This is a genomic window from Kinneretia sp. DJ1R-11 (genome assembly GCF_025717595.1).
Lineage (GTDB): Bacteria > Pseudomonadota > Gammaproteobacteria > Burkholderiales > Burkholderiaceae_C > Paucibacter_A.
In genome coordinates, this window is record NZ_JAJIRR010000009.1 from 52,812 (window position 1) to 74,892 (window position 22,081).

The 22,081-nt window shown below is 66.7% G+C and carries 17 protein-coding genes; 6 read left to right on the forward strand and 11 right to left on the reverse strand.

Features of this window, described 5'->3' with window-relative positions; genetic code table 11:
- Positions 1-2: 2 nt before the first annotated feature.
- The 3 genes from LNV23_RS15535 to LNV23_RS15545 form a co-directional block, all read right to left on the reverse strand.
- The gene (locus tag LNV23_RS15535) at positions 3-1,676 is read right to left on the reverse strand and encodes an NAD(P)/FAD-dependent oxidoreductase (protein ID WP_263517721.1); all 1,674 of its coding nucleotides are present in this window, start codon (positions 1,674-1,676) and stop codon (positions 3-5) included.
- 148 nt (positions 1,677-1,824) lie between these two features.
- Positions 1,825-1,992, reverse strand: a complete 168-nt coding sequence (locus LNV23_RS15540) for a hypothetical protein (RefSeq protein ID WP_263517722.1) — start codon at positions 1,990-1,992, stop codon at positions 1,825-1,827.
- 169 nt (positions 1,993-2,161) lie between these two features.
- Positions 2,162-5,248 carry an EAL domain-containing protein gene (locus tag LNV23_RS15545; protein WP_263563806.1) on the reverse strand — a complete coding sequence of 1,029 codons (3,087 nt, stop codon included), beginning with the start codon at positions 5,246-5,248 and terminating at the stop codon, positions 2,162-2,164.
- Positions 5,249-5,460: 212 nt separating this feature from the next.
- Between LNV23_RS15545 and LNV23_RS15550 the strand changes: the two genes are divergently transcribed.
- Positions 5,461-6,045 (forward strand): BON domain-containing protein, encoded by a 585-nt coding sequence (locus LNV23_RS15550; RefSeq protein WP_263563807.1) that lies wholly within the window; start codon positions 5,461-5,463, stop codon positions 6,043-6,045.
- Here LNV23_RS15550 and LNV23_RS15555 read toward each other — a convergent pair.
- The gene (locus tag LNV23_RS15555) at positions 6,035-7,063 is read right to left on the reverse strand and encodes an NAD(P)/FAD-dependent oxidoreductase (RefSeq protein ID WP_263563808.1); all 1,029 of its coding nucleotides are present in this window, start codon (positions 7,061-7,063) and stop codon (positions 6,035-6,037) included. The two genes, LNV23_RS15550 and LNV23_RS15555, sit on opposite strands and share 11 nt — an antisense overlap.
- A gap of 145 nt (positions 7,064-7,208) precedes the next feature.
- On the opposite strand from LNV23_RS15555, the gene LNV23_RS15560 reads away from it, so the two are divergent.
- The 3 genes from LNV23_RS15560 to LNV23_RS15570 all read left to right on the forward strand — a co-directional run bounded on the left by LNV23_RS15560 (position 7,209) and on the right by LNV23_RS15570 (position 9,095).
- Positions 7,209-7,463, forward strand: coding sequence for a TIGR02450 family Trp-rich protein (locus LNV23_RS15560; RefSeq protein WP_263563809.1), 255 nt, complete (start codon positions 7,209-7,211; stop codon positions 7,461-7,463).
- A complete protein-coding gene (locus LNV23_RS15565) occupies positions 7,460-8,182 on the forward strand; it encodes an SDR family NAD(P)-dependent oxidoreductase (RefSeq protein ID WP_263563810.1) in 723 nt (240 codons plus the stop codon). Before LNV23_RS15560 ends, LNV23_RS15565 begins: the two co-directional genes overlap by 4 nt.
- A 130-nt stretch (positions 8,183-8,312) precedes the next feature.
- A complete protein-coding gene (locus LNV23_RS15570; RefSeq protein ID WP_263563811.1) occupies positions 8,313-9,095 on the forward strand; it encodes a substrate-binding periplasmic protein in 783 nt (260 codons plus the stop codon).
- A 21-nt stretch (positions 9,096-9,116) separates the two neighbouring features.
- Here LNV23_RS15570 and LNV23_RS15575 read toward each other — a convergent pair whose 3' ends face one another.
- From LNV23_RS15575 to LNV23_RS15605, 7 genes are all read right to left on the reverse strand, one after another.
- Positions 9,117-10,391 (reverse strand): glycoside hydrolase family 18 protein, encoded by a 1,275-nt coding sequence (locus tag LNV23_RS15575; protein WP_263563812.1) that lies wholly within the window; start codon positions 10,389-10,391, stop codon positions 9,117-9,119.
- Between the two features lie 119 nt (positions 10,392-10,510).
- The gene (locus LNV23_RS15580; RefSeq protein WP_263563813.1) at positions 10,511-11,236 is read right to left on the reverse strand and encodes a hypothetical protein; all 726 of its coding nucleotides are present in this window, start codon (positions 11,234-11,236) and stop codon (positions 10,511-10,513) included.
- A 24-nt stretch (positions 11,237-11,260) separates the two neighbouring features.
- Positions 11,261-13,036 carry an arsenical pump-driving ATPase gene (gene arsA / locus LNV23_RS15585; protein ID WP_263563814.1) on the reverse strand — a complete coding sequence of 592 codons (1,776 nt, stop codon included), beginning with the start codon at positions 13,034-13,036 and terminating at the stop codon, positions 11,261-11,263.
- 44 nt (positions 13,037-13,080) lie between these two features.
- Entirely contained in the window at positions 13,081-13,968 is an 888-nt protein-coding gene (locus LNV23_RS15590) for an EamA family transporter (protein WP_263563950.1), read from the reverse strand.
- A 165-nt stretch (positions 13,969-14,133) separates the two neighbouring features.
- On the reverse strand, positions 14,134-14,712 hold the full coding sequence (locus tag LNV23_RS15595; protein ID WP_263563815.1) for a PEP-CTERM sorting domain-containing protein: 579 nt from the start codon (positions 14,710-14,712) through the stop codon (positions 14,134-14,136).
- A 190-nt stretch (positions 14,713-14,902) separates the two neighbouring features.
- On the reverse strand, positions 14,903-15,490 hold the full coding sequence (locus LNV23_RS15600) for a hypothetical protein (protein WP_263563816.1): 588 nt from the start codon (positions 15,488-15,490) through the stop codon (positions 14,903-14,905).
- 31 nt (positions 15,491-15,521) lie between these two features.
- Positions 15,522-16,100: an Lrp/AsnC family transcriptional regulator gene (locus LNV23_RS15605; RefSeq protein WP_263563817.1), complete on the reverse strand. Its 579-nt coding sequence runs from the start codon at positions 16,098-16,100 to the stop codon at positions 15,522-15,524.
- 255 nt (positions 16,101-16,355) lie between these two features.
- Here LNV23_RS15605 and LNV23_RS15610 point away from each other — a divergent pair, with 255 nt between their 5' ends.
- Entirely contained in the window at positions 16,356-19,928 is a 3,573-nt protein-coding gene (locus LNV23_RS15610) for an indolepyruvate ferredoxin oxidoreductase family protein (RefSeq protein ID WP_263563818.1), read from the forward strand.
- 414 nt (positions 19,929-20,342) lie between these two features.
- Entirely contained in the window at positions 20,343-21,845 is a 1,503-nt protein-coding gene (locus LNV23_RS15615) for a hypothetical protein (protein WP_263563819.1), read from the forward strand.
- Positions 21,846-22,081: the final 236 nt, after the last annotated feature.

Sequence of the window (22,081 nt, forward strand, 5' to 3'; positions counted from 1 at the left end):
GCTCAGCCCTGACCCAGCAGCGCCGCCCCCAAGGCCTCCGCCACCTCGATGCCATCGACACCGGCCGACATGATGCCGCCGGCATAACCAGCACCTTCACCGGCGGGGTAGAGCCCCTTGATGTTGAGGCTTTGGTAGTCGCGGCCACGGGTGATGCGCAGGGGCGAGGAGGTACGGGTTTCGACGCCGGTGAGCACAGCGTCGGGGCGCGAGAAGCCTTTGATCTGGCGCTCAAACGCAGGCAAAGCCTCGCGGATCGCGTCCAGGCAGTACTCGGGCAGGCTGCCGCGGCCTTTTTGCTGCAAATCGGTCAGGGTCACGCCGGGCTTGTAGCTGGGCTCGACATTGCCCAGCACCTTGGAGCGCTGGCGCTTGATGAAGTCACCGACCAGGGCGCCGGGAGCCAGATAGCCGCCCTCGCCCAGCTCGTAAGCGCGGCTTTCCCAGATGCGCTGGAAGGCCATGCCATCGAGCGGGCTGACCGGGCCTTCGTGCTTGCCGTCCTGGCGGTAGTCCTGCGGGCTGATGCCGACGACGATGCCGGCATTGGCATTGCGTTCGTTGCGCGAGTACTGGCTCATGCCGTTGGTGACCACGCGCTCGGGCTCGCTGGTGGCGGCCACCACGGTGCCGCCGGGGCACATGCAGAAGCTGTAGACCGAGCGGCCGTTCTTGGCGTGGTGCACCAGCTTGTAATCGGCCGCGCCGAGGATGGGGTTGCCGGCATTGGGCCCGAAGCGGGCCGCGTCGATCACGCTTTGCGGATGCTCGATGCGGTAGCCGATGGAGAAAGGCTTGGCCTCCATGAACACACCGCGCTGATGCAACATGGTGAAGGTGTCGCGGGCGCTGTGGCCCAGAGCCAGCACCACATGGTCGGAGCGGATCTGTTCGCCCGACTCCAGCGTCACACCGCGGATGTGCTCGCTGCCATCGGCACCTTTTTCGATGCGCACATCGCTGACCTTTTGCTCGAAGCGGATCTCGCCGCCCAAGGCCTCGATCTCGGCACGCATCTTGATCACCATGCTGACCAGGCGGAAGGTGCCGATATGGGGCTTGCTGACGAACAAAATCTCTTCGGGCGCGCCGGCCTTGACGAATTCGGTCAGCACTTTGCGGGTCAGGTGGCGCGGGTCGGAGATCTGGCTCCAGAGCTTGCCGTCGGAGAAGGTGCCGGCCCCGCCCTCGCCGAACTGCACATTGGACTCGGGGTTGAGGCGCTGCTCGCGCCACAGGCCCCAGGTGTCCTTGGTGCGTTCGCGCACCTGCTTGCCGCGCTCCAGCACGATGGGGCGCAAGCCCATCTGGGCCAGGATCAGGGCGGCAAAGATGCCGCAGGGGCCGAAGCCGATGACCACGGGCCGGGGGCGCTCGCCCCCGTTGAAGAAGTCCACCGGCGCATGGCCGACGAATTTGTAGCCGGTGTCGGGCGTGGGCTTGATGTGCGGATCGCCGGCGAACTGGGCCAGCAAAGCCGCTTCGTCGCTGAGCTCGCAGTCGACGGTGTAGATCAGCTGGATGGCCGACTTCTTGCGCGCGTCATAGCTGCGCTTGAAAACGGTGAAGCCCAGCAGCGCCGCATCGCTTTGCAGCCCCAGGCGCTGCAAAACAGCCGGGCGCAAAGCGTCTTCGGCGTGGTCCAGCGGCAAGCGGAGTTCGGTGATGCGGAGCATGGTGTCTTGGGGTGGTTCAGGGTGAGCGCAGGGCAAAAATGGTCGGCTCAAAAAAACACAGGCCCCACCGGGAGGAAGGGCCTGTTGTCAGCGCAGAAGGGGCCGTCAGTCATTGCAAGCAAGACCTGGCTCCCTCGGCCACGGGGCTTCAGCCGCCGCTGCTGGGGCGCTTGCCCGGGTTCTTCTTGCTGCGGGTGTGCGCGCCGCGCTCCAGGCTGGACTTCTGGCCGTGCGGGGCAGTGAAGGTCACGCCCTTGGGAGCGGCGGGACGGGGAGTGGCGCGTGCTGCGGCTTCGGTGATGATTTTGTTGCCCATGATGGCTCCGGTACGGAAAAAGAAATCGGAAAAAACTGCAAAACCCGGGGTCTTGCCCACCAATCCACTGCCGCCGCCCGCACAGACTTTGAGCGGCTGCGGCAGGGTGGGTCGTGGATCGAACCTGGGATTTTACTGTGTTATCACGCGCGCCGGGCTTTTTGTCCCCTCAGGCCCTGCCAGGAGCCTGCAGCAGCAGTTCCAGGGCGACCGGCCGGTGCAGCAAATAGCCCTGGCTGAAGTCCACCCCCAGCGCACTCAGTCGGCTGAGCGCGGCGGCGCTGTCGACACCGCCGGCCACGGTGCGCAGGCCGATGATCTGGGCCACGTCGACAAAGGCACGCACGGCCGCTTCGTCCAGAGGGTCTTCGGCCAGGTCGCGGCTGAACTGGCCGGCAATCTTCAGGTAGTCGAGCGGCAGGCCCTTCAGATAGCCAAAGCTGGAGGCCCCAGCGCCAAACTCATCGAGCGCCGCGCTCGCCCCCAAGGCCCTCACCTGCTCCAGAAACAGGGCGGCGTCGGCCAGACCGGACACGGCGGTGTGCTCGCTGATCTCGAAGCAGAGCTGGCGGCAGACCTCAGGCCCGGCCGCCTGCAGCAGCTCCAGCGCCCAGCGATGGAAGGCGCGGTCGCCGATGGCCTGCTCCGACAAATTGATGCTCAGCTCACCAACGCTGCGCGGCAAGAGGGCCTGCAAGCGCTGCACCACTTCTGCGAGCACCCAGCGGTCGATCTGCGCCGCCAGCTGGAAGCGCGCCGCCGCGGGCAAAAAGGCGCCGGGCAGCAAAAGCGGGTCGCCCGCCGGCGCCGGCTCTCCGACCATGCGCAGCAGCACTTCGGCACGCACATGGCCGGGCGCCAGGCAGTGCCCCGGCCGCAGGGGCACACGCGGCTTCGCCTGGGGCAGATCCTCGATGCGCTGACCATGCAGGACAAAGCGGCCTTCGCTGAGCGCCCGGGCGATGCGCTCGTTCCACTGCAGCTCGCCGGCCCGAGCGGCTGCAGCCGCGCTGCTGTCCTGCCAGACATGGACACGGTTGCGACCGGCCTGCTTGGCGGCATAGCAGGCGCCATCGGCCGCCTTCATGGCCAGGTCAAGGTGGCTCCAGCGTGCATCGAGCGGCACCAGGCCGACGCTGGCGCCGACAGCAAAACGCCGGCCGTCATGAATGAACTGGAACGCCTCCATGCGCTCGCAAATCTGTTGCGCCACCCGTTCGGCCTGCAGCGGCGGGCAATGTTCCAGCAGCACCGCGAACTCGTCTCCGCCCAGGCGCGCCAGGCTGTCGCGGCTGCGCACCACGCCCAAGAGCAGGCGCGCCACCTGCTGCAGCAAAAGATCGCCGACGGCATGGCCGCAGGCGTCGTTGACCGCCTTGAACTGATCGAGGTCGATGCACATCAGCGCATGTTGGGCAGGCGCCGCCTGTGGCTGCGAGGCCTGCGCCTGCTCCAAGGCGGCCCGCACGCGCTGTTCGAACTCGCTGCGATTGATCAGGCCCGTCAAGAGATCGTGGCTGGCCCGGAAGCTCATCTCGCCGGCCTGGCGCCGCTGTTCGGTGACGTCGTGAAAAACCAGCACCGCGCCAAGCAGTTCGCCGCGCTCATTGCGAATCGGTGCGGCCGAGTCGGCCACGCCCAAGCGCCGCCCGTCGAGCGCGATCAACTGGGCCTGACCTGCCAAGCCTGCCGCCTCACCGGTGGCCAGGCAACGCGCCACCGGGTTCTCGACCAGCTCGCCGCTGAGTTCATGGACCACATGGAAGACCTGCTCCAGCGGCCGGCCGAAGGCCGCCTCGCCGCGCCAGCCGGTCATGCGCTCGGCAGCCGGATTCAGCCAGTGCACGCGGCCGCGGGCGTCGGTGGTGATGACGGCATCGCCGATCGAACGCAGGGTCACCCGCAGCAGCTCATGCTGTTCGGCCAGCTCCGCGGCCAGTTGTTCGGCCAGATCGGCCGCCAGGCGGCGCATCTCGGTCAGGTCCCAGTTGCAGCCAACCAGGCGCAGGGCGCGGCCCTGCCCATCGCGGATGACGCGGCCGGAGGCGCGTAAATGATGGATGCTGGCGTCCGGCCAGACGATGCGGAATTCGATCAGAAAGGGCTGGCTGCCCTCGATGGCCTGCAGCACGGCCTGATGCACGGCCGCCAGGTCCTGGGGGTGGATATGGCGGGTCCAGAGCTCGTAGCCGTTCAGCCGCTCCTGGCCCTGGGCCGGCGGTGGCAGACCGTACAGCCGGTACATCCAGGCATCCCAATGCAGATGACCGCTGCTCAGGTCCCATTCCCAGATGCCGATCTGGCCGCTGTCGGCCGCCACGGCCAAGCGCTCCTCACTGGACTTCAGCCGCGCCTGCATCTGCACCTGCGTGCTGACATCCTCGACCGTGCCGACAAAGCCGAGCAGCTGCTGCTCCGGCCCCAGCACCGGCCGCGCCCGTGAATGCACATGGCGTTCGCTGCGGTCAGGGCGGCGCAGGCGGTACTGCTGGTCGAATTCGCGCGGCTCGCGGGCACAGCGCTGCCACTCCGCCAGGACGCGCCCGGCATCATCCGGATGCAAAGTGGCCGGCCAACCTCGCCCTAGACTCTGCGCGAGGCTGAGGCCGTAGATCTGCTGCCAGCGCGGGTTGGTGTAGCTGCATTCCCCCTGCGGATCGGTGGCAAACACACCCAAGGGCGAGGACTCACTCAGGGTCCGCAACCAAACCTCGCGACGTGCCAGCTCACGTGCATTGGCCCTGGCATCCAACTCGGTTCGTCGCCCCTGCAAGGCCAAGGCTGCCGCCACAGCCAGCAGGCGCAGGACGCCGGCCTGCGCCTCGCTGAGCCGGCGCGGCTCATGGTCGAGCACGCACAAGGTGCCGACCAGATGGCCATCGCGCAAACGCAGCGGCATGCCGGCATAGAAACGCAGGCCGCGGCGCCCCGGGCCGCCGCGCACCACCGGGCTGTCGGCGAAACGCGGGTCCAGCGCCGCATCGGCCACCTCGAACAGATCGCTGCCCAGAATGGCGATGTCGCAGCAGGTCAGCTCGCGCGGCAGCTCGCCCACCTCGGCCAAGCCCACACCGGCCTTGAACCAGACCCGCTGCGCGTCCACCAAGGCCAGGCGTGCCACCGGCGCCGCACAAGCCAGGGCGGCGGCCTGCACCAGGGCGTCAAACTCAGGCTCGGGTGGGCTGTCCAGCACCTCCAAAGCGTAGAGCGCGGCCAGACGCTCGGTCTCGGCGGCAGGCGCTGGCATCTGTGTCATGGCGGGCTCCCCCGGCTGGCAGGTCGGAGCCACCGACCCCGCCAACAAATTGTTACGGCTGATTGTGAGCCGGGGCGTCGCCGCCGGCATGCGGGTTCGCCCTGATGAGCCAGGCCTCGTCCGCCTCCATGCCGGTGCGCTGGCGTACCGACGCCAGACCGGGCTCGCGCCACATTCGAGCGCATTCACACTCAGCCAGCAGGACGGACCCCATGACCCACGCTTTCCAGCCCCTCGCGACCCACCGCCTCGTGCCCGCGGCCGTCGCCGCATCACTTTTGCTCTTGCTAGGTGCCTGCAACCGGGCGCCCGAGACGCCGGTCACGCCCACGACGTCGGTGGGCAACCAGATCGACGACACGGTGATCACCACGCGCATCAAGACCGCCTTGCTTGAGGACCCCAGCATCAAGAGCCTCAGCATCGATGTCGAGACCCGCAAGGGCGAAGTCATCCTCAGCGGCCATGCCGATCAGCAGAGCCAGATCGACTTGGCCGGTCGCATTGCCACCGCGGTGGTGGGTGTGAGTTCGGTCGACAACCATCTGGCGCTCAAGGGCCCGTCCGCCTCGGTCGGTCAGACCACCGACGATGTGATCGTCACCAGCCGGGTCAAGACGGCCTTGCTCAATGAACCTCTGGTCAAGAGCTTTGACATCTCGGTCAGCACCCTCAAGGGCGATGTGCGCCTGACCGGTTTCGTCAACAACCAGGCCCAGATCGACCGCAGCATCGCCGTGGCACGCGCCGTGGAGGGCGTGCACAGCATCCACGATGAGCTGACGATCAAGAAGTAGGCGATGTAGCCTGGGCACTGAGCAGGGCCTGGGCCAAGGCCCGGCCGCTGCGCCAGGCGCCTTCGACTTTGCCGCCCATCAGCCAGTCGCCACACAGGCCCAGGCCGGAAGCCGCATCCCAGTCACAGCCCAAGGCCAGCGGCGGTGCGCTGTCGGCATAACGCCATCGATGCACGGCCAGTTGATCGGGCGAACGGCCACCCAGCTCGGCGAACGCGGCCAGCAGGGGCTCGCTGGCCTGTTCGGGCGTCAGCTCCAGATTCGCCTCGCTCCATTCGGCCTCGGCATGCAGCAGCCAGGTTTCGCCGCTGCCCGCCAGCGCACGCCCGGGCTTGCTGCTGTCGCGCGCCACCCAGCGCAAGGGGCCCTGGTTGACGAAGGCGGCATCGAAATCCAGATCCAGCGCCTGCTCGTAGTGCAGCATCAGCGCCCAGCTGCCACGCATGCGGGCGGCAGCGGCACGGGCGCGCAGGGCCTCGCTGTGACCGGCCAGCAAGGGCGCGGCCTGTGGCGCGGGCACGGCCAGCAGCACCGCGGCGAAAGCCTGGGTGGCCAGCGCCTGATGCTCCGCTTCGGCCAGCTGCAGCTGCCAGGCGCCATCGGCGCGGCGCTGCAGGCCTTGGACGGTGGCCTGGACATGAAGCGGCAAGGACTGCGCCAACCAACGCGCCGGTGCCGTCATCTGCGGCAGGCCGACGAAGCGCTCCGTCTCACTCGCCCCGCGCTCCGCTGGGCTGGGGCCGAACACGCGCAGGCGCGGCTGCCAGGGCGCAGCCACGCCGGCCGCCTGCCAGCGCGCCAGCTCGGCGCGGAACTCGGGGTCGCGGGCGGTGAAGTACTGGGCGCCATGGTCGCATTGCCAGCCCTCGCCGCGGCGCGTGCTCATGCGCCCGGCCGGGCCTCGGCTCTTCTCGAACAGCTGCACGGGCACGCCGGCCGCCTGCAAAGCCTGGACGCAAGACAGGCCAGCCAGGCCAGCGCCGACGATGGCCACGGGGGCGACAGAGGAGAGAGACATGGGCAGCGGCACTTCGTACGATGAGCTGCCGATTGTGCGGTTTCAGGTGCTCCGGGCTTGGACCCGCTCGGGATGCGCCGGGACCCGGGTCGGGCATTGCCGGACGGCGCTGCGGCGCGGCCACGCTTGGGCTAGGCTGCAGCCCATGTCATCCCCACACCCCGCCCCGCCCCTGCATCCCAAGAAGCTGCTGCACAGCAAATGGACTGCGCTGCAACCACAGCAGCGCGAGCGTCATTTCATGGTCAGCCGGGTGATCGCGCCCGAGATCGGCCCCAGCGGCCAGCCTGGCCCGGTCGAGTGGATCGAGCTGGAGGCGGTGCTGTCCAAACGCGTGCAACGCCTGGCCTGGCGCGAATTGCGCGACAGCGAGCGCTGGCGCCAGGGCTGGCTGGCATGAGCGACGAGGCCCCATTCCAGGGCATGAGCAGCCTGCCGGAGGGCTACCGTGCCCTGGTGATCGGCGCCTCGGGCGCTCTGGGTGCGGCCTTTGAGGCCCAGCTGCAAGCCGACCCGCGCTGCGCCGGCGTGAGCGGCCTGCACCGGCAGTCCGCGCCGGCCCTGGACTTTGCCGACGAGGCCAGCATCGCCTCGGCCGCGCAGGCCTTGCGTGAACAGGCGCCCTTTCATCTGTTCATCAATGCCGCCGGCGTGCTGCACAGCGCCGACTTCATGCCCGAGAAAAAGCTCGGCGAGCTCAGCTACGCCCAGCTGCAGGCCACCTTTCTTGTCAACACCTTCGGTCCGGCCTTGCTGCTGCGGCATTTTTTGCCACTGATGGACAAGCAGCGCAGCGTGCTGGCCCTGCTCTCGGCCAAGGTGGGCAGCATCGAGGACAACCGACTGGGCGGCTGGTACAGCTACCGGGCGTCCAAGGCGGCGCTGAACATGCTGCTCAAGACCGCCGCCATCGAAGCCAAACGCAGCCTTCCCGGCGCGGCCCTGATCGCTCTGCACCCAGGCACGGTCAGCTCGGCTCTGTCACGCCCGTTTCGCGGCGACGAGATCGGCCGCGTGCCGGCCCTGGCCGCGCAAGAGATGCTGACCGTGCTGGACCGCGTGCGGGCCGAAGACAGCGGCAGCTTTTTGAGCTACCAGGGTGAACGCCTGCCCTGGTGAGCGCTGGTCAGGCGTTTCGCTTGGATGATGGGGTGCCATGCCGCCGCATTCCTGGCTATGCTGGGCGCCCGCCCCTCATGCCCTCTTTGCGATCAGGAGCCGACACATGTCTGGGTTCACGAGAAACTGGATGCCGCTGACCGCAGCGCTATGGGCGTTTTTGTTGTCGGGTGTCCTGCTGCCCACCCAGGCACAGGCCACGCCCTGCAGCCGCCCGCTGCGCATCGCGATGATGGAGTGGCCGCCCTACTTCTATCCCAATGACAAGGGCGAGGCGGTGGGCGCCGACATCGAACTGATCCGCGCCGTCTTCAAGGAGGCCGGCTGCAGCCTGGAATTGGGCGAGGCGCTGCCGCGCAACCGCCGCTACGCCATGTTCAAGGCTGGCGAGTTGGATATCATCCCCGGCGCCTCGGACACGCCCGAGCGGCGGGAATACGCCTGGTTCGGCCGCGCCTACCGCATGGAGACGGTCAGCCTCTTCACACTGCCGGCCAAGTTGCCCCTGTACCGCGATGTCAGCGGCTTTCAGGACCTGCTGAACCGGCGCATTCCCTTGCTCAGCCTCAATGCCGGCTGGTTCGGCGCCGACTACGAGCAGTACATCGGGCGCTTGCAGGAAGCGCGTCTGAGCTCCACCTTCGAGACCTTCGAGAAAGGCCTTCTGATGCTGGCCCGCGAGCGCGGCGAGCTGGTCATGGCCGACCATGCCACCCTGCTCTTTGAAGCCGGACGGCTGAAGATGGAGCTGGCGCCCTTGCCCTACCACCCCTCGAACGCGCCCGTGCACCTGATGTTCAGCAAGAAGACCGTCAGCGAGGAGGAGGTGCTGCGCCTCAATGCCGCACAGGAGCGGCTGGAGGCGCGCGGCCTGCTGCGCGCCATCCGGGCGCGCTACGGTGTGCAGTACTGAACCCGCTGCCCCTGCCCTCAATCAGGGAAGGACACGGTTACCCACGCCGTGGTTCATGGCATTGAGCAGATCACCGTTGTCCTGGGTCAGCTCCCAGGCAAACACGCCGGCCAGGCCCTGCTTGACGGCGTACTGGCCCTTGGCAATCACGGCGCGCGGGTCGTCGTAGCCCATCCAGAGCTTGTGCTTGGGGTGGAACAGGCTCCAGGACTGGGTCTGAGCATCGAACTTGGCCAGGTAGCCGTTCACGCCCTGGCCCTTGGGCCCGAGGTAGCGGGCGGCGATTTCGCGGTAAGCGGCCGAGCCATCGGCGCCGGGGTAGCCGCCGGTCTTGGGAGCACCCGTCTGCGGGCGATCAACGCCGGCAAAGCCACGGCCGTACATGGCCACGCCGCCCACCAGCTTGGCACGCGGCACACCGGCGGCCTCGAGGTTGCGCACCGAGCGGTCGAGACTGTCGTCGGCCTCGATTCCGGCCGCGCTGCGGCTGCTCATCAAGCTGCTGTGGTGGCCCGCGCCCCGTGACCAGTTGCCGTAGAAGTCGTACGTCATCATGAAGATGAGATCCAGCGCAGGCGCAGCCTGCTTGAAGTTGATGCGCTGGACCACCGCCTCGCCGCTGTTGATCGCCGTGCTCAGCAGATAGGGCCGGCCGGTCTCGGCCTCCAGGCGCTGCAGGCCGCGGCGCAGGTCGACCATCAGATCGGCATAGGCCTGGCCATCGGCCGGGCTGCCCAGGGGCACACCGTTGGCGGAACCGTTGTCGCCCGGGTGCTCCCAGTCGATGTCGATGCCGTCAAAGCTCGGGTGATCGCGCAGGAACTGCAGGGCCGACTCGACAAAGACCGCGCGCTTGGCGGCATCCGGTGCCATGTGAAAGAAGCCGTCCGAGCCACCCCAACCACCGACCGAGGCCAGCACCTTGACCTGGGGCTCGCGCGCCTTCAAGCGCGCAAAGGCGGCGTCGAAAGTTTTCTCGGCGCCGCCGGTGCTGAGCTGAAAGTCCTGTTTTCCCACGCAGCGCGCTGCGTCCTTGGCGATCTGGCCTGGGCCGCAAAGGCGCAAAAAGGAGTACAGCAGGTGGGTGACGCTGCCGGCCGGGATGCGGTCGACGTGGCCGGCGCTTTCCCACATGGGCACATAGACACCCACGACCTTGGCGCTGGTGCGCTCGACCGGCAGCGGCTTGCCGCCGAAGCGGGGGTAGGACGGCTCCGCCGCCTGGGCGAAGCTGGCCAACAGGGCCAGCGCAAGACTGGTGGCGACGAAGAAGGGGCGGCGGGCAGACAACAGCATGGCAAAAATAGGAGCTCAAACGATGACGCTTGAGCCTAGCAGGGCCACTGCGAAATCAGACGCACTGAACCCTCAAGATTCGCTTAAGCAGCGCACGATGGGCGGCGCCTTGCGCCCATTCAAGGCGCCAGGTCGACGCGCAGCTGCAGCTCGCGCTGGGTCTGGGATTCGGCCGCCCGGGTGCTGAGCACGCCGCGTTCCTGCGCCTGCACCGCCACACCGGTGCGCGCCACCGTCAGCCATTCGCCCAGGCGCAGCTGCACGCTGCTGTCAAGCTGGGTCTGGCCGGCCGGCTGGCCGTTCGGGCCGGGCTCGCCCGAGGGGGTTTGCACCTTGAGGTCCAGGCGCGCCGGCTGCTGGCCGCCGGGCCAGAACACGGCCACGGTGAAGCCACGCGTCTGTTCGACAAAGCCGCTGCGCGGCTGGGCGCGCACCCGGGCGTCGGCCATATTGGGCGCGCCGCCCCCGGCCGCCGCCGCGCCGTCCATTTGCACCGACACATCGACCCACTGCACCGGCACTTTCTCGTTGAGCTGGAACTGCGCCTGTCGGCCGTTCAGCACCAGCACACGCTGGGTCTGCTGGCCACTCTGGCTGTGGCTGCTGGTGCTCAGGCTCACACCGGGCGTGGGCGAGACGCTGCCGCCCGTGCCCACCACCACGGCGCCGTCGCGCACGCCGGCCAGGCTGGCGCCGTCCATGCGGCTGTCCACCCAGCGCATCTCAACCCAGAGGTTGCGGGGCGGCAGCTTGGCCGCGGGCTGAGCCCAGCCGAGCAGCGGCATCAGGACCAGTGCACTCAGAAGCAAGCAGGCACGGCGAGGAAGCAAGTGGGATGCGTTCATGCGCCCAGCATAGGCCGACCCGGCCTAACGCGCCAGCGCGGCCAGAGCAGGGATGCCGACCGGCGGCACCGCGCACCAGGGCAGCCAGAAGAGGTGCTGCGCCAGATGCTCGTCCGCGATGCGCTGCATCTGCTTCTGCTCACCGGCCAGACGGGCACTCAAGAGCGGGTCGTGGGCGCCGGCGGCCAGCAGGCTGCGGTTCATGATCCAGGCAAAGGGCTCGATGCCGGCGCGGCGCAGATCGCTTTGCAGCGCCGCCGCCTGCGAGACCGGTGTCTGCTCGGCCAGGGTGACCAAGAGGATGCGGGTGTAGGCCGGGTCTTGCAGGCGCATCAGCGGTGTGATGAGTCGTGCGCTCGCACCACCACCACCGCCACCACCGCCCTGCAATTCACGGCGCATTTGGCGGTCGTAGGCGCCGGTGGCATCCATCAGCAGCAGGGAGTGGCCCGTGGGCGCGGTGTCCAGCACGACAAAGGCGCTGCGCGCCTCGCTGACCACGCGCGAAAAGGCGTGGAACACCGCCACCTCTTCGGTGCAGGGCGATTGCAGGTCTTCCAGCAGCAAGGCGCGGCCGGCCTCATCCAGATCGCGGCCCTTGTGGGCCATGACCTTGGCGATGTAGGCCTCGGTCTCGCGCTTGGGGTCGATGGCATCGACGCGCAAACCGGGCACTTCGCCCTGCAGCGTGGGCAGCACATGGGCGGCCGGGTCGGTGGTGCTGAGGTGCACCGCATGGCCGCGCCGCACCAGGCCAATGGCCAGGGCGGCGGCGATGGTGGTCTTGCCCACGCCGCCCTTGCCCATGACCAGGATCAGACCCCGGCCGGCGGCGGCCAGCTCATCGCACAGGGCCGACAGGCGGGCGGCCTCATCGGGTGCCGCCAAGGCGGAAGCGCCCAAAGCTTGGGCCGGCAACGTTGCGGAGGGATCTTGAAACAAGGCGCGCAGCGCGGCCAGGCCCACCATGTCCATTGGCCGCAGCGGCAACTCGCGGCGCGGCAGTGCGGCCAAGGCCGCGGGCATGGCGGCCAGCGCCGCCTGGCCCTGGGCCTCGAGCGCGGCCGCGACCGGGTCATCCGAAACGCTGGCATGGAAGACGCCGTTGACCAAAAGACGCTGGCGCTTCAGCCCCAAACTCTGCAGCTCGACGGCACTGCGCGCGGCCTCGTCCAGCGCGCCGCGCTCGGGTCGAGCCACCAGCACCACCTCGGTCAGCGCCGGGTCGCACAAGGCCGCCAGCGCGGCCTGGAACCGTGCCTCCTGCATCTTCAAGCCCGAGTGCGGGCCCAGGCAGGAAGCGCCGCGATCGTTGTCGGCCAGAAAGCCGCTCCAGGCCTTGGGCAGGCTGAGCAGGCGCAGGGTGTGGCCCGTGGGTGCGGTGTCGAAGACGATGTGGTCATAGCCGGGCGCGCCTTCGGCCAGCAGGCTGGCGAACTCGTCAAAAGCCGCGATTTCGGTGGTGCAAGCGCCACTGAGCTGCTCGCGCACCGTGCCCTGCTCGGCGGCACTGGCGCCGGCGCCCAGCTGGGCCAGCACGCGCTGGCGGTAGTCCTCGGCGGCCTGATTGGGGTCGATGTTCATGACCGACAGGCCCGGCGCCCCGGGCACATTCACTGGCTGCTGGCGCAGTGGGATGGCCAGCATCTCGTCGAGGTTGGAGGCCGCGTCGGTGCTGACCAGCAGCACGCGCTGGCCGGCATCGGCCAGGGCCAGGGCGGTGGCGGTGGAGCAAGAGGTTTTGCCCACACCGCCCTTGCCGGTGAAAAACTGGAAGCGTGGGGTATTCGATATGTCCATGGGCCCAGCCTAAGGCAGCTCCAGGGCCTTGACTGTGCGCTGGGTCATGCCGCCTGCGTTCTCCCTTTGCGCAAAGGCCACAGCAGATTCAGCCCCAGGCCAGCCAGCACCAAACCGGCGGCGATCAACTTCCAGGCGGGCAGGCTTTCACCCAAGACCAGGGCCGCAGTGCTCATGCCGAAGACCGGCACCAGCAAGGCCATGGGCACGACCGTGGCGGGTGCATGGCGGGCCAGCAGCCAGCCCCAGGCGGCGTAGCCGAACAAGGTGTTGCCCAGAGCCTGCCAGAGCACGGCCGCCCAGGTGCCGAGATCCGCCTTGTGCAAGCCCGCCGCCATGGCTTGCGGTCCCTCGACCAGCAGGGACAGCAGCAGCAAGGGTGGCACGGCGAAGACACTGGTCCAGACCATATAGGCCAGCATATTCACCCGCCCGGCCTGCTTGCCCACCATATTGGCGCAGGCCCAGCTGAAGGCAGCGGCCAGCACCATGGCCAGGCCCAGCGGCGTGGCACTGCCATCGGTGTGGCTGGCGATCAGGGCGATGCCCGAGGCCGCTAGGCCCAGGGCCAGCCACTGATAGCCCCGCACCGGCTCACGCGTCACGCGCATGGACAGCATCAAGGTGAAGAAGACTTGCGTTTGAATCACCAGCGAAGCGAGGCCGGGCGAGATGGCGGGCTGCGGCCCGCGCATGGCCAGAAACAGCAGGCCGAACTGGCCGACGCCGATCAAGAGTCCATAGCTGGCGAGATTGCGCCATGGCAAGTCGGGCCGCTGGATGAAGAACAGGGCCGGCAGCACCGCCAAGCTGAAGCGCAAGGTGGCGAACAACAAGGGCGGCAAGGCGTCGAGTCCGAGGCGGATGACGACGAAATTGCTGCCCCAGATGGCCACCACGGCCAGGGCGAGCAGGAAATGCTTGAAAGGCAGGCGGGCGCTGACGCTCATGTCCGGGAGTTCGCGAAGTGAAGACCCAGACTATCAGGCTGGCCCCGGCTGCAGGGCCGGCATTGGGCGCTGTGCGCGCATCGCGCCCTGAAGCACCTGCCTGCAGGGACCAAAGCCGGCAACCCCGGCCCCGACCCCAGCCCAGACTCAGGCGTCGCGTCGCCGCGTGGCCACGACGGCAGCCAAGGCCAGCAGCCCGGCCAGCAACAAAGCAGCAGCACCGGGCTCCGGCACCGGCGACACCTGACCGGCACCGTTGATGGTGTTGACGAAACTGCCCATGTCCTTGTTCAGATAGCCGCTGGTCACCAGCACATAGCGGCCGCCCGTGTTCAGGTCAAAGTTCATGGTCGCCGGGCCGAAACCGAGGCCGCTGACGCCCTTGAGGATGTTGACGCGTGCGTCAGCCGGGTTGAATGCGGTCTGGTAGAGGAACAGGTAGTTGTCCCAGACGCCGCCGGTGGTGCCGGTGTCGCCGGGCACCAGGCTCTCGAAGCTGTAGTTGCCGGCCTGGCTGACGCTGAACTCGAAGGCATTGAAATGCACCGCATTGGCCACGGTGGACAAATTGGGGCCGCTGCCGATCAGGCGTTGGAAGGTCGGGCTGGCACTGATGTCGCCGCTGAATTGGTAGCTGGCAGCCTGCGCGGCACCGCCGGCGCTCAAGGCGCCAGCGGCACAAGCCAGGGCTGCAAGACGAAAGCGGCTGTGGGTCTTGAGTTTCATGGGAACGGTCTCCTCCTCGATCGATGTGGTGAGCGCAGACCTCTGCGTGCAGACAAGGCACGAAGAAAAAGCCCGCGACGGCTCCAGCCAAGCTCCGCCCTAACGGTCGGTTCAGCCGGGGAGCGGAATATAGAGTTGTTCCGCCTCACTTCGCGTCAGGGAAAACCAGCCTACGCCGACAGAGAAGCTTTCAGCGCCGCCGCGCCGCCCGATCGGCCGGATAGATGACCACGCGCTGCAGCCAGAGCGCGAACTTGTGGCCGCGCGGCTGGGCCGTGCCCTGCAGGCCGGCCAGCAAGGCGTCCGCGCGCAGTTGCAGGCGGCGACCGCTGGCGTCCATGCGGCAACGGGCCGGGTCCAGCCGGGCTTGCACGATCCAGGATTCAGGCAGGTCCACCCCGGCACGGCGCACCTCCTCGCAGCTCAGCCAGGGCTGACCGTCCAAGTCGCGTTCGATGTGCAGGTAGGCGCCCATGAAGCTGTAGCGCTGCCCCTGAACATCGGCCCAACGTGCCGGCGCGGCCCAGGCCCAAAGTTCGGCCAGGCCGGACAGCAGGGCCGGCAGCAGCAGATAGGTCAGCGCCGTGGCACTGAACAGCGCGCCCCACAGGCCCAGCCACCAGACGGGCAGCACGCACAGCAGCAGGCCCAACAGGAACTGGCCCAAAAGGCGCGCACCCGAGTGCTCGCCATCGGCGCGCCGCCAAGCCGCCTTCATGGCGCGGCGCAGGGCGCGGCTGCTGCGAAAAGCCGTCGCATCGAACTCTGGCAAAGGCATGGGATGGCTTCCTTCGATCAGATACCCGGCCTCAGACCGCCCGCAAATGCCGCAGCGGCACGCCACCCCCAGCCTTCACTTCACCGAGCGAAAAACTGGTGTGCACATCCTTGACGTTAGGCAGGTGCAAGAGGGTGTCGATGGTAAACCGGCTGAAGGCCTCCAGATCGGTGGCCAGCACTTGCAGCTCAAAGGTGCCGGCGCCCGAGATGTAGTGGCAGGAAATCACCTCGGGCAGCTTGCGGATGGCGTCTTCCAAGGGCTTGGTCGAGGTGCCGGTGTTGCGGTCGGCGTCCACGCGCACAAAGGCGAGCACGCCGAGGCCGATCTTGCGGCGGTCGATCTCGGCGCGGTAGCCGGTGATGAAGCCCTGCTCCTCCAGCCAGCGCACGCGCCGCCAGGTGGGCGCGGTGGACAGGCCGATGCGCGCCGACAGTTCGGCATTGGAAAGCCGCGCATCCTTCTGCAGCTCGGCCAGGATGGCGATGTGATAGCGGTCCAGGGTGTCACCCTGGGGCTGATCACCGGCCAAGCTGGCATCTCCCGGCGCCGCTGCAGCCTCGTCGGTGGACTGCGGGTTTTTACCAGACGACGACCTTCTGATTGCCATTTGTTTCCCGAATTTATATTTCGGGAAAGATTATTGCTCAAGCAGCCAATTTGCAAGCCCAAATAGCAAGCACCGCTCGCCGCCCTTTCCCTACACTTCTGCCTGCCTTCTGACGCGGGCGCGGCCGGGCCGCGCCCTCTGTACATCAGGCCCCAGCACCGGACATACTGCCGGTCACCCGCACACGGGAGCATGGCCGCCACAAGCGGCAGCAGCCAGCCCGGTTCCACCCCGAGACAAGCCGAGACACCCCACATGAATGCTCCCCTGCCCGACCACATCCTGCGTGCGCTAGAGAAGGTCACGCTGGACGACAAATACGCGCTCGACAGCGGCCGCGCCTTCATGAGCGGGGTGCAAGCCCTCGTTCGCCTGCCCATGCTGCAGCGCACGCGCGATGCCATTCAGGGCCTGAACACCGCCGGCTTTGTGTCGGGCTACCGCGGCTCGCCGCTGGGTGGCTACGACCAGGCCCTGCAAGCGGCCAAGAAGCATCTGGCCAAGCAGAACATCGTCTTCCAGCCAGGCGTCAACGAAGAACTCGGCGCCACCGCCGTCTGGGGCACGCAGCAGCTGGACCTGTTCAAGGAAAAAGCCAAGTTCGACGGCGTGTTCGGCATCTGGTACGGCAAGGGCCCGGGCGTGGACCGTTGCATCGATGTGTTCAAGCACGCGAACATGGCCGGCACAGCCAAGCATGGCGGCGTGATCGCCATTGCCGGCGATGACCACATCGCCAAGAGCTCCACCGCCGCCCACCAAAGCGACCACGTCTTCAAGGCCGCCGGCTTCCCGGTGTTCTTCCCCAGCAGCGTGCAAGACATCCTGGACATGGGCTTGCATGCCTTTGCCATGAGCCGCTTCTCGGGCCTGTGGTCGGGCATGAAGACCATCCAGGAGATCGTCGAATCGTCCGCCTCGGTCAGCGTCGACCCGGACCGCGTCAACATCATCCTGCCGGAAGACTTCCGCATGCCGGCCGGTGGCCTGCACATCCGTTGGCCCGACCCGCCGCTGGACCAGGAAGCGCGCATGATGGACCACAAGTGGTACGCCGCCCTGGCCTATGTGCGCGCCAACAAGCTGAACTACAACGTCATCGAGACGAAACAGGACCGCTTCGGCCTGATCGCCTCGGGCAAGGCCTACAACGACACCCGCCAGGCTCTGCATGACCTGGGCCTGGACGACGACACCTGCCGTCGCCTCGGCATCCGCCTGCACAAGGTCAATGTGGTCTGGCCGCTGGAAGCGACCATCACCCGCGATTTCGCCGACGGCCTGCAAGAGATCTTGGTCGTTGAAGAAAAGCGCCAGGTCATCGAATACCAGATCAAGGAACAGCTCTACAACTGGCGCCCCGATGTGCGCCCGCATGTGCTGGGCAAGTTCGACGACGACGCCGACAGCGGCGATGGACGGAGCACAGGCGGCGAATGGGGCATGGCCAACCCGAGCAAGAACTGGCTGCTGCGCCCGCAGGCCGACCTGACCCCGGCCATCATCGCCCGCGCGATTGCCAAGCGCCTGAAGAAGCTGGGCGTGGACGCCGATGTGGCGGCCCGCCTGGACGCCCGCGTGGCCCTGATCGACGGCAAGGAAAACGCACTCAAGGCCGAAGAGAAGACCGCCGGCGGCGCCGACCGCACGCCCTGGTTCTGCTCGGGCTGCCCGCACAACACCAGCACCCGCGTGCCCGAGGGCTCGCGCGCCGTGGGCGGCATCGGCTGCCACTACATGGTCACCTGGATGCCGGGCCGCAACACCGCCACCTTCACCCAGATGGGTGGCGAGGGCGTGCCATGGGTGGGCCAGTCGGCCTTCACGAACGAGAAGCACATCTTCTCCAACCTCGGCGACGGCACCTACTTCCACAGCGGCATCCTGGCGATCCGCCAGAGCATCGCCTCGGGCGTGAACATCACCTACAAGGTGCTCTACAACGACGCCGTCGCCATGACCGGCGGCCAGCAGGTCGGTGAGCGCGCCGAAGGCCACAGCGTGCTGCAGATCATGCAAAGCCTGATCTCGGAAGGCGTGGCCAAGCTGGTGATCGTGACCGACGAGCCCGAGAAGTACATGGGTGTGTCCCTGATCGCCGGCGTGACCGTGCACCACCGAGACGAGCTCGACGCCATCCAGCGCGAGTTCCGCGAGATCCCCGGCACCACGGCCATCATTTACGACCAGACCTGCGCCACCGAAAAGCGCCGCCGCCGCAAGCGGGGCAAGCTGGTCGACCCGGCCAAGCGCGTGGTCATCAACGAGCTGGTCTGCGAAGGCTGCGGCGACTGCAGCATCCAGTCCAACTGCCTGTCCATCGAACCGCTGGACACCGATTTCGGCCGCAAGCGCCAGATCAACCAGAACAGCTGCAACAAGGACTACAGCTGCGTCAAGGGCTTCTGCCCCAGCTTCGTCACCGTCGAAGGCGGCGAACTGAAGAAACCCAAGAAGGACAAGCGCCTCAACCCCTTCGACGCCTCGCTCGGCGCCGTGCCTCAGCCCATCATCCCTAACGCCGAAAAGGCCTGGGGCATTGTGGTCGCCGGCGTGGGCGGCACTGGCGTCATCACCATCGGCCAGCTGCTGGGCATGGCCGCCCACCTCGAAGGCAAGGGCGTGATCACGCAGGACGCGGCAGGCTTGGCGCAAAAGGGCGGCAGCACCTGGAGCCACATCCAGATCGCCAACAGCGCCGACGCCATCCACTGCACCAAGGTGGGCACGGCCGAGGCCGATCTGGTGATCGCCTGCGACTCCATCGTCGCCGCCAACAAGAGCACCCTGGCCGTCATGCGCGAAGGCCACACCTTTGTGGCGCTGAACACCCACGGCTCGCCGACCGCCAGCCTGGTCAACAACGCCGACTGGAGCTTCCCCGGCGCCGCCTGCGAAGCCGCCGTCATGGCCGCGGTGGGCAAGGAGCATCTGGGTCTGTTCGACGCCGAAGAAGTGGCCGTCAAGCTGATCGGTGACTCGCTCTACACCAACCCTCTGATGCTGGGCTATGCCTGGCAAAAGGGCCGCGTGCCCCTGAGCTATGCCGCCCTGATGCGCGCCATCGAGCTGAACAATGTGCAGATCGACAACAACAAGGCCGCCTTCGAGTGGGGCCGTCGCTGCGCCATCGACCTCGCCGCCGTGCAAGGCCTGTACGCCGCCCGCCAGGTCATCAACATCGTCAAGCGCCCCAGCGTGGACGAGCTGGTGGCCAAGCGCGTGGACTTCCTGACCGGCTATCAGAACGCAGCCTATGCCGAGCAGTACAAGGCCTTCGTCGAGAAGGTGCGCGCGGCCGAAGGCAGCCTGAGCAGCACCGCGCTGACCGAGGCCGTAGCCAAGTACCTGTTCAAGCTGATGGCCTACAAGGACGAATACGAAGTCGCCCGTCTGCACACCGACAAGAGCTTTGTCGAGAAGGTGGCCAGTCAATTCGAAGGCAATTACAAGCTGGTGCACCACCTGGCCCCGCCGCTGCTGGCCAAGAAGAACGCCAAGGGCGAGCTGGTCAAGCAGCAGATGGGCGCCTGGGTTCGCCCGGCCTTCGGCCTGCTGGCCAAGCTCAAGGGCCTGCGCGGCACGGCACTCGATGTCTTCGGCTACACGGCCGAGCGCAAGATGGAACGCGCCCTGATCGGCGAGTACCGCGCCGCCATCGAAGCCATCCTGGCCAAGGGCTTGACGACCGAGCGCCTGAAGCTGGCCACCGAGATCGCCCGCATCCCCGAAGAAATTCGGGGTTATGGCCATGTCAAGGAGCGCCATGTCCACGCGGCCAAGGCCAAGTGGGAATCGCTGATGCAGCAGTGGAAGCAGCTGGCCTGATCGTTAGGCACTCAACTGCGCGTAAAAGCCCGCCCGGATACGGCGGGCTTTTTCTTTGGGACTTTGCGCGATTGGGAATGCGTTTGCGTTTGGGTTTGAACAGCCGGAACCGACCACAGAGTCACGGAGACACGGAGACACGGAGGAAGTCAGAGGCAATGCGGGGTTCGATTTCTTCTCCGCCGTGCAGGCGCTGATCGGGGCATTGATCTCAGCGCATGTTTGCGCCGAGCAAGCGGCTGGGCATGGCGGTGCGGCAGCTGCGGTTTTGCAGCGAGTGCGAACGCTCGGCCGCACTTTGATGATCGGCCGCTGTCGGCCAGGAGCGGAGTTTGAATGTGACTGCTTCAGAGCGACGCACAATGAGGGAAGCAGGCCCGTCTGCGAATTGTCGACACCGTGAGGGAAAGGGAGATGATGGAAGAGCGCGTCGAGAAAAACCTTAACAAGTTCTGGCTGCAGGTCTCGGGCTACGACACCTATCATCGGGGGCCGACATATGCGCGCCTCGATACGCCCTGGAATGCATTCACCCGCGATAAGAGCGCCTTGATCAACACGCTGTGGAGCGACCGCATCGTTGACGTGCTTGATCAACAGTCCGGCACCATGCGACGTTTTGTGAGGCTAGGTCACCCGGTGGGTGAGTCTACGGGTTCGGCTAGCAAGCGACGGCGGCAAGCACGTCAGAACCTCGATGAGGCCGTTCGTGAGAGAACGCCAATCTATGGCTACGAAGCGGAGCCAAACCCGACTGCACTCGAGCGGGGTGATCGCGCGATCAAGCACTTCTGGCTCGATCGCGTCTATCGGCTTCGTCCGATCATTGGATTGACGTTGGAGTCGATGGAGCAAAGCCTAGGCCTTGATGCAGCATTCCAGGAGAAATTCAACTCGCCTACACCCCCGTCATTGAACGGGAGCATTCTCTTCGAGTTGACAGCCCCCTCAAACGGTATGCCGCCGACCTATGCCTTGCCGTCCGACGATGAATCAAATCCCGGATTGGATGAGGACTATCTGCTTGCTGATGACGAGGATCTAAGCACATCCGAGCGTCAGGCTCGCCTAGCTCTTCCGATATTGATTTCGCACGTCCTTGCTCAGCGCGATGGAGTGTTGGTACCACTGACGTATCTTGAGCTTGCGGAACTACTCGATAGAAGGACTCATGGCGGAACTCCCTGGGCTCGCGGCCTCGGCCGAGTGTTGGGGCTCGTGAGCAAATTGATTGCGAGCGCCACATCGGGCTGGCCATTTGAGGTGCCTTTCCTGACCACGATCGTCGTTTTGTCCAGAGGACCGAACCGAGGGCTGCCCGATGAAGGGATCGTTGGCCGATGGACTGATTACGACACGCTGACTCGCGACCAAAAGCGCGCCAAGCTCTTCACCGAGTACGATCGAATTCTGCGATTCGGCGGACTCTGGAACGACGTGTTGAAGCGCGCGGGAATTGAGCCGATCGAGCCCGGCCTGGGTGACCAGAAAGGGCCTAAACCTGGCGGTTGGGCAGGGGGCGAGTCGAAGCAGCACAAGGCCCTGAAGGCATACGTCTCCAGCCACCCCGCAGAATTTGGCGCCCATGGTAGCGGCTGGATTTCGAGAGAAGAGTACGCGCTGCTGTCCGGCGACGAGATAGATGTTTTCTTTGAGACGCCGACGCATTGGATTGGCGTCGAAGTCAAGTCGACGGTCTCCGACGCGATGCCGGACGACTATCGGCGCGGCATCTTTCAGGTCGTCAAGTACCGAGCCGTATTGCAGGCTCAGGCGGAAGTCTCGGGGAGCGTACCTTGCCCAAAGGTTGACGTCATGCTGGTGCTCCAAGGTCGGTTACCACAAGAGTACAAGCAGCTCGCATCCACGCTCGGCGTGCATGTTCGGGAGAATGTGGGCGCCGGCATTCTGGAATAGTTCAGTCCTCGTCATCATCGTCATGCAGGAGGTGCCGCGCGAGTGAGCGTAGTTTTCAGTCGCACCTCGACCTTTTCGAGCGGCCGGCGCGCCGAGGCAATTGCGTCTCACGCCCGGCCCACTGACAGGACGGTTGCAAGTCAGCTTTGTGGCTCCAAGATCGCCCGGCCGGATGTCGCATATGGGTCGATTACAGTCGGCTGTCGGCATGCGCTCCAACGACCTCACCTTGCCTA

What these genes read in the sequence shown, in the direction of transcription:
- LNV23_RS15580 (WP_263563813.1), bottom strand. Translation starts at nt 11,236, where the DNA reads ATGAACGCATCCCACTTGCTTCCTCGCCGTGCCTGCTTGCTTCTGAGT.
- LNV23_RS15570 (WP_263563811.1), top strand. Translation starts at nt 8,313, where the DNA reads ATGCCGCTGACCGCAGCGCTATGGGCGTTTTTGTTGTCGGGTGTCCTG.
- LNV23_RS15595 (WP_263563815.1), bottom strand. Translation starts at nt 14,712, where the DNA reads ATGAAACTCAAGACCCACAGCCGCTTTCGTCTTGCAGCCCTGGCTTGT.
- LNV23_RS15610 (WP_263563818.1), top strand. Translation starts at nt 16,356, where the DNA reads ATGAATGCTCCCCTGCCCGACCACATCCTGCGTGCGCTAGAGAAGGTC.
- LNV23_RS15550 (WP_263563807.1), top strand. Translation starts at nt 5,461, where the DNA reads ATGACCCACGCTTTCCAGCCCCTCGCGACCCACCGCCTCGTGCCCGCG.
- LNV23_RS15545 (WP_263563806.1), bottom strand. Translation starts at nt 5,248, where the DNA reads ATGACACAGATGCCAGCGCCTGCCGCCGAGACCGAGCGTCTGGCCGCG.
- LNV23_RS15555 (WP_263563808.1), bottom strand. Translation starts at nt 7,063, where the DNA reads ATGTCTCTCTCCTCTGTCGCCCCCGTGGCCATCGTCGGCGCTGGCCTG.
- LNV23_RS15565 (WP_263563810.1), top strand. Translation starts at nt 7,460, where the DNA reads ATGAGCGACGAGGCCCCATTCCAGGGCATGAGCAGCCTGCCGGAGGGC.
- LNV23_RS15600 (WP_263563816.1), bottom strand. Translation starts at nt 15,490, where the DNA reads ATGCCTTTGCCAGAGTTCGATGCGACGGCTTTTCGCAGCAGCCGCGCC.
- LNV23_RS15575 (WP_263563812.1), bottom strand. Translation starts at nt 10,391, where the DNA reads ATGCTGTTGTCTGCCCGCCGCCCCTTCTTCGTCGCCACCAGTCTTGCG.
- LNV23_RS15615 (WP_263563819.1), top strand. Translation starts at nt 20,343, where the DNA reads ATGATGGAAGAGCGCGTCGAGAAAAACCTTAACAAGTTCTGGCTGCAG.
- arsA (WP_263563814.1), bottom strand. Translation starts at nt 13,036, where the DNA reads ATGGACATATCGAATACCCCACGCTTCCAGTTTTTCACCGGCAAGGGC.
- LNV23_RS15605 (WP_263563817.1), bottom strand. Translation starts at nt 16,100, where the DNA reads ATGGCAATCAGAAGGTCGTCGTCTGGTAAAAACCCGCAGTCCACCGAC.
- LNV23_RS15535 (WP_263517721.1), bottom strand. Translation starts at nt 1,676, where the DNA reads ATGCTCCGCATCACCGAACTCCGCTTGCCGCTGGACCACGCCGAAGAC.
- LNV23_RS15540 (WP_263517722.1), bottom strand. Translation starts at nt 1,992, where the DNA reads ATGGGCAACAAAATCATCACCGAAGCCGCAGCACGCGCCACTCCCCGT.
- LNV23_RS15560 (WP_263563809.1), top strand. Translation starts at nt 7,209, where the DNA reads ATGTCATCCCCACACCCCGCCCCGCCCCTGCATCCCAAGAAGCTGCTG.